We start from the raw sequence: 7,234 nt of genomic DNA, 5'->3' as shown, positions 1-7,234 counted from the left end.
TGCCGGACTTCGGCACGGTGCCGATCTTGAGGCCGGTGGCCGGGTTGTTGACGTCGACCGTCTGGCCGCTGTCGGCCTGCACCCACTCGCCATTGATGAGATTGGCCTGCCGCATGAAATGGCTGGTTTTCTGAAGCATGGTCTATCCTCCGTTCGGCGCGCTGACGGGCCGGTCTGTGAAGTCTTCGGTGAGCGTGGGCCATGGACTGCGGCCGGCACGCCGGAGCCACTGCTCTTTACCTAGGGCAAGGTCCGCAAGCAATCGCAAGATGGCATATAGGGGTTGGACCAGCCCGAGGCGAGAGCAGGCCGACCTATGACATGCCGATCGCGGGCCGGTATCATCTGAATATCGACATACCCTATCAGAAAACGTGGAGCACCACCGTCAGCCAGAAAGCGGTGGTGACGGCGGCGCAGGCGGTGGCAATGGTCATCTGGTTCGACGCCAACGCCTGGCCGGTGTTGAACTGCACCGCGATCAGATAGGAATTGACGCCGGATGGCATCGCGGCCACCATCACCGCCACCTTGGCCGTCAAGGGCGGCAGGCCGAGCAGCCAGACGAAGACCAGGACCAGCGCCGGCATCAGGAACAGCTTCAACGCCGAAAGCACCAGCGCCGGCCTGACATTGCCCGAAATGCCGAAGCGACGCAGGCTGAGCCCCATGGCGAACAACGCCACCGGCCCCGCCGTACCGGCCAGCGCATCGACCAGGCGCATGGCGACATCAGGCAGCGGCGCGCCGGTGATGCGCCATGCAAGCCCTGCCAGAATGCCGATGATCAACGGATTCATGAAAAGCCGCCTGAGGAAGCTACGGATAACGCGCAAGGGATGCACGGGTTCGCCGCTGCCGCGGCCGAAGACTTCGAACAACACGATCGAGGCCATCAGCATGATCGGCAGATGCACCGACACCAGCAAGGACAGCACCTCGAAACCGTCCGCTCCGAATATGCCGAGGATAAAGGGAGCACCGAGCAGCACGATATTGGAAAAGGCCGATGAAACTCCGCCGACGACGCCGGCGCGGGCATCCCGGCCGAAGATCCGGGTCGTGACCAGATGGCCGGCGGCCCAGGTGATTGCCACTGCCGCGAAATAGGCGCCCCACAGCGACCAAGGTGCCACGCCGTGGAAATCGGCATTCACCATGGTCTGGAACAACAGCAGTGGCATCGCCACGCTGACTGCGAAATCGGCTATCCCCTCGCCGCTCGCCGGTTTCAAATAGCCGGTCAACCCGGCGAGGTAGCCGAGCGCCACAAGGCTGAAGACGAAAAGGACGGTTTCGGTGAGCGGAGACATTTTTACCGTGACAGGCGAGTTTCCCGTGATAGGCGAGCCACGGTCACGGCGCAATCGCACCCGAATTTCATGCCCGAATTTCATGCCCGAATTTCATGCCCGAATTTGATCATGGTAGACTGACAGCATTATAGAGGGCTTGGATCATCAGGGCGGACACGAACGACAAATGACCTTTGTCGAAACCTCGAAGCGTAATCTTTTGCGGCAGGCGTGGCTGAAGGCTTTCGTCGCCGCATTGCTTTGCCTTGCCGCGACGACGCTTGCAGTTGCCGAGACGAAAGGCCTCAAGGGCGTGGCGCTGATCATCGGCCAGTCGACATACGAGCACATAGCCGCCCTGCCCAACCCGGCCAATGACGCCCGCGACATGGCCAAGATGCTGACCGATCTCGGCTTCGACGCCCGCAGCGTCACCGATCGCGACGCCGCGAAGCTGAAGCGCGACCTGGAGCGCTTTACGGAGGATGCAGAAGGCGCCGACGTCGCCTTCATCTATTATTCCGGTCACGGCATCGAGGCCGGCGGCGAGAACTACCTGGTTCCGGTCGATGCCGACGTGTCGTCATTGAAAGATGCCGACCAGGCGCTGGTGCCGATATCCGCAATCATGGATGCGTTGAAAGCGACCGTGCCGGTGACGATCGTGCTGCTCGATGCCTGCCGCACCAATCCGTTCCCCGCGGATGCCATGGTGCGGCGCGCGCCGACCGCCTCCGCCTCGCCGATCGGTGCCGGTGGTCTGGAGCCGGTGCGCGGCGCCAAGGCGCTCGGCAATGCGCCGGCGGCCGACGCGAACCTGGGTACGGTGGTCGGCTTTGCCGCCGAACCGGGTCGTCCGGCGCTCGATGGCGCCGCTGGCGAAAACAGCCCTTACGCGTCCGCCCTGCTGCGCCACCTCGCGGCGATGAAGGGCACCGAGTTTGGCTCGGTCATGCGCATGGTGACCGAAGAAGTCTATCTCGACACCAAGGCAAAGCAGCGCCCCTGGGTCAATGAAAGCCTGCGCCGGCTGCTCTATTTTGGTGTCGCACCAGCTGAACCGACCGGCGACGACGGGCTGATCACCGGCGAACGGCGCCAGCTGCTGCTGACGATTTCCGACCTGCCCGACCCGAAACGGGCGCAGGTGGAACTGGCCTCGCTGCAGGAAGGCGTGCCGCTCGACGCGCTCTATGGCGTGCTGAAGGCGCTCGGCACGGAAAAGATCCCCGAAGATCCGGGCGACCTGCAAAAGGTGCTCGATGCCCAGGCCGAGCGCCTGAAGAAGATGATGTCCGAGCGTGCCGCGCTGCGCACCGACGATCCGGAGATCAAACGCCTGGTCGCCTCCGCCGACAAGGCGATCGGCCAGGGCGCCATCGTGACGGCGCGCAAATTCCTCGACGATGCGGTCGGCCGGGTCGAGCAGACCAACGATGCGGTCGATGAAGCCGAGGATCTCGTCAAGCAGAAGCGCATTGCCGATGCCGCGATCTATGCCAGGCGGGCCGATGCCTCGGCGCTGGTCTTCGACTACAGATCCGCCGCCGGCGACTACGCCAAGGCATTTTCGCTAGCCGAAAAATGGGACGACAAGCTGCGCTGGAACTACAAGAACCAGGAAGCCGAGGCGCTGAATGCTTTCGGCTACGCCACTGGTGACCTGGATGCGCTGCAACACTCCATCGAGGCCTATCGCACCATCCTGAACTTCATCCCCAATGGCGAACAAAACCGCGACTGGGCGATCACCCGCAACAACATGGCGGTGGTGCTGCAGACCATCGGCGAGCGCGAGACCGAAACGGCTCACCTCGAAGAAGCGGCTCGGATCTTTCGCGATTCCCTTGTCGTGTTCGAGCGCGAGAAGGACGACCTCAACTGGGCTGCCGCGCAAAACAATCTGGCCAATGTGTTGTTGAAGATCGGCGAACGCGAGAGCGACCCGAAGCGCCTGAATGAAGCGGTGGTGGCGATGCGCGCCACACTCGAGAAGCGCCCGCGCGACAAGGTGCCGCTCGACTGGGCCGCCTCGCAGAACAACCTCGGCCTGGCCCTCTATGCGCTTTCCGAACGCGAACCCGCCAGCGAGCATCTGACGCAAGCCGAAGCCGCCTACCGGCTGGCGCTCGAAGAATACACGCGCGAAAAAGCGCCGGTGGAATGGGCGATGGTCGAGAACAATCTCGGCAACACGCTGGTGTCGCTCGGCATCCAGCTTAACGACAAGACCAGGATCAACGAGGCGGCCGACGCGTTCCGTGCCGCGCTCGAGGTCCGAACCCGTGAAACCTTCCCGGTCTCCTGGGCAACCAGCCGGCTCAACCTCGGCAACGCGCTGAGCGGTGTCGCCCGCTTCGATATGGGCACGGGCGCGCTCGAGGAGGCCGCGGCCGCCTATGACGATGCGCTGACGGTGTTTACCCGGCAGCGTTTCCCGATGGACTGGGCGTCGGCGCAGAACAATCTCGGTTCGATCTATCAGACGCTTGGCCAGCGCACCCGCGACGCGGCCAAGCTGGAGCAGTCAGCTGCGGCGTTCCAGGCCGCCCGGCAGGTCTATGTCAGACGGAAATTCCCTCTCGACTGGGCAATGAGCCACTACAATCTCGGCAACACACTGCAGCTTCTGGGCGGCGTCACCGACAAGCCCGAGCATTACAGCGACGCGGTCGACGCTTACCGCGATGCGTTGCGCGAATACAGGCGCGAGACGAACCCGCGGCAATGGGCGTTGACCCAGGCCGGCCTCGGCTCGACGCTGCATTGGTTGAGCATGAACAATGCCGACCCCAAGACCTTGCTTGAGTCGATCGCGGCCCGCAGGGCGGCACTTGAAGTGCTGACCATCGATACCGCACCGGTCGACTGGGCCAACGCGCAGAACGGCATCGGCATGAGCCTGCTCAACCTCGGCAATCTCGAACGAACCGACAAATATCTCGCTGATGCTGAGGCTGCCTTCACGGCGGCGCTGAGGGTGTTCACTAGGGAAAGCCTGCCCATGCAATGGGCCTTCGAACAGAACAATCTCGGCGACATCCACTGGAACCGCGCCAGCTATGGCGCTGGTAAGCCGGAATATCTGAAAGCCATCGAATTTTTCGAAAACGCCAAGCAGGGTTTTACCGAAGCCGGCTACACGCTTCCCATCCCGTTGACCGACCAGAAGATCGATCTGGTGAAGAAGCAGCTGGCGAAGAAGTAGAGCCACGCTTCCCGCCGGCCGAGCCTTGTCTTTCGGCTGGCTTTGCCGTCCCTATATGTCCTGTCACCGGAACCCTTTGCCGGGAACCGGAGAAGGATAGCGGATGATTCGATTTGCCTTGGCGTTATTCCTGCTGGTTGTTCCCCGCGTGGCTCACGCTACCGATGCAGGCTGGGCGCTGTTGCGCGATGGCGGCCATGTCGTGCTGCTGCGCCATGCCATGGTCACCGGCACCACCGATCCGGCCAATTTCGACATCGACAACTGCGCTACCCAGATGAACCTGTCGGCGCGCGGCAAGCAGCAGGCGAGCAAGATCGGCGCCTTGTTTGCGGCACGCGCGGCACCCATCGAGCGCGTGCTGTCGAGCCGCTACTGCCGTTGTCTGGACACCGCGCGCACCGCTTTCGAGGCCGAGCCGGAGCTCTTCGCGCCGCTTGATCTCCTGAAAGGCGATGAGACCCAGAAGGCGGCGCAGATCGCGGTCATCATCAAGGAAATCCGTGCCTATTCCGGCTCCGACAATCTGGTCATGGTCACCCATCTGGAGGACATCGTGGCTCTGACCGGCGTTTCGCCCCGCGAAGGCGAGGCCGTGGTCGTCGAACCGCAAGGCGATGGCCTGCGCGTGCTCGGCCGCGTCACCTTCTGAAGTTCCGACGCTCCCTTCAGCATTGGATCGGTGTTGCCGAAATGCCACCATTGAAAGAAGCCGCAAATTGGCCGCGACAATGCCGCTTGCGACAACCCGTCGCAGGGGCTATAGGCGCGCTCCCGGTCACGAGAACCGAAGCGAGCACAACGGTTGGAGCTTTCGTCTCCGCCCGTGCAGGCGGCTTTGCCGCCCTGTATACGGCGCCGCTTTGGGGATTGGGATCGCGGATGTAGCTCAGCGGGAGAGCGCCGGATTTGGGTCCGGAGGTCGGGGGTTCAATTCCCTTCATCTGCACCACGGATAGCTCAGTTGGGTAGAGCATCAGATCGAGAATCTGACTGTCGAAGGTTCGATTCCTTCTCCATTGGCCTGATAAGCCAGCACCCTACCAGGTGTTATCTGAAAACGGTCCGGGGACTGGAACGCGAAAGACTGGACGGATGGCCCAGGCCCTCGGGCACGGATCATCCCGAGAGTCTTCGCCATCGGCTCGCGGCCAGGCCCGCGGTGACGATCAAGGCGCTGTGTCGCCGGCAAGGGAGGCCAAGGCTTCCGGCGCCCGCTTCGCTGCCCCGCGATCCGCTCCCGAAGGCCCGCCGCGGATTGATGCCACCAGTCCCCGGATCATTCGTGCCCGGACGATGACGCAAGACGATGTGAAACGAGAAACGAAGGGAAGATCGACGCATGACTTGACGCCTCGCATGGGGCCATGCCCGACAGGAGTAAGACAATGACTGTTCTCGACAAGGTTCTTGGACGCGAGCGCGTCCTCGTAAGGGAAAACGAACGTGCCCTCACCCTGCACAAGGGTGAGATCAAGGCTGTCCTGATGCCGGGCGAACATTGGCTCGCCAACCGGCGCGGCAGCCTCGAAGTGTCCCGGCACGATCTGAAGAACCCGGAATTCGTTTCGGCATACGAGAAGGCGTTGTTCGACAAGCTCCCGGATGTGGCCGCGCGTCATTTCACCGTCGTTCGTACCGGGCGCACGGATGTCGCCGTCATCGAGCGTGACGGCAATTTGCACGCCGTTCTGGCGCCCGATCGCAAGCTGGTGCTGTGGACGGATGCCGGTCCGTGGAAGGTGACGCTGATCGACACATCGGTCGATCTCGCGATCGATGCGGCGGTCATGCGCCGGCTCGGCCAGGCCCGGAAGACGGAATTGATGTCCGTCCATCCGGTCGTCGACGGTCAGGCCGGACTGCTGTTCATCGACGGTGTCCTGGTTAGGACGCTGACGGCGGGCGTGCATGGCTTCTGGAACGTCGGACGCATGGTGCAGATCAAGGTCGTCGACCTCAAGCGCCAGTCGCTCGACGTTGCCGGGCAGGAAGTGCTGACCAAGGATCGCGTGACGATCCGCGTCAACATATCAGCCGAGTACCGGGTTGTTGATCCGGTCAAGGCGGTAAGCATGGTGAAGGACTTCTCCGAAGCCCTCTACCGCGCCCTGCAGTATGCCTTCCGCAAGACGCTTGGCGCGCTCATGCTCGACCAGATCCTTGAAAAGAAGGTGACGATCGACGAGGAGGCGGCGGCCAAGGTTCGCGCCGATATGGCTGAGATCGGAGTGGAGGTCAGCGATATCGCGCTCAAGGATGTCATCCTGCCGGGCGAGATGCGCGAGATCCTCAACCAGGTGGTGTCGGCTGAAAAGCAGGCCGAGGCCAACATCATCCGCCGCCGCGAGGAGACGAACGCCACGCGTTCGCTGCTCAACACGGCCAGGGTGATGGCGGAAAACCCGGTGATGCTGCGGCTGAAGGAGCTTGAGGCTCTGGAAACCATCGCCGGCAAGGTCGAGCGGCTGACCGTCCACAACGGAACGGGCGGACTGCTCAACGACCTGGTCAAGCTCCGCGACAGCTGATGCATGTCGCCCAAAATGGTTGCGGTTTTGGGGAAACGACATGCATCGAAAGAAAGGCTGACGTAACGTCAACGGAAGGGGGGCCGCGGGGGGCGGGGGGGGGGGGGGTGGGGGGGGGGGGGCCGGGCCCCCGCCGGGCGCCCCGGGCCGGCGGTGTGTGGGGCGGGTTACAGAGGCTTCACGCCCCGCCCCAGAAGGGG

The 7,234-nt window shown here is 63.1% G+C and carries 4 protein-coding genes and 2 tRNA genes; 5 read left to right on the top strand and 1 reads right to left on the bottom strand.

Annotated elements, in window-relative coordinates:
• Nucleotides 1-365: 365 nt before the first annotated feature.
• The gene (locus NKJ06_RS33560; RefSeq protein ID WP_352627944.1) at nt 366-1,313 is read right to left on the bottom strand and encodes an AEC family transporter; all 948 of its coding nucleotides are present in this window, start codon (nt 1,311-1,313) and stop codon (nt 366-368) included.
• Between the two features lie 169 nt (nt 1,314-1,482).
• Between NKJ06_RS33560 and NKJ06_RS33555 the strand changes: the two genes are divergently transcribed.
• The 5 genes from NKJ06_RS33555 (at nt 1,483) to NKJ06_RS33535 (ending at nt 7,034) form a co-directional block, all read left to right on the top strand.
• A complete protein-coding gene (locus tag NKJ06_RS33555; protein ID WP_352627943.1) occupies nt 1,483-4,503 on the top strand; it encodes a caspase family protein in 3,021 nt (1,006 codons plus the stop codon).
• A gap of 103 nt (nt 4,504-4,606) precedes the next feature.
• Nucleotides 4,607-5,155: a histidine phosphatase family protein gene (locus tag NKJ06_RS33550; protein WP_352627942.1), complete on the top strand. Its 549-nt coding sequence runs from the start codon at nt 4,607-4,609 to the stop codon at nt 5,153-5,155.
• Nucleotides 5,156-5,381: 226 nt separating this feature from the next.
• Nucleotides 5,382-5,455: transfer RNA gene (locus NKJ06_RS33545), tRNA-OTHER, on the top strand.
• A 2-nt stretch (nt 5,456-5,457) separates the two neighbouring features.
• Nucleotides 5,458-5,526: transfer RNA gene (locus NKJ06_RS33540), tRNA-Leu, on the top strand.
• A 365-nt stretch (nt 5,527-5,891) separates the two neighbouring features.
• The gene (locus NKJ06_RS33535) at nt 5,892-7,034 is read left to right on the top strand and encodes a slipin family protein (RefSeq protein ID WP_352627941.1); all 1,143 of its coding nucleotides are present in this window, start codon (nt 5,892-5,894) and stop codon (nt 7,032-7,034) included.
• Nucleotides 7,035-7,234: the final 200 nt, after the last annotated feature.

Source organism: Mesorhizobium sp. M0293 (genome assembly GCF_040321735.1).
Classification (GTDB): domain Bacteria; phylum Pseudomonadota; class Alphaproteobacteria; order Rhizobiales; family Rhizobiaceae; genus Mesorhizobium.
This window is presented reverse-complemented; position numbering and strand designations above follow the sequence as displayed.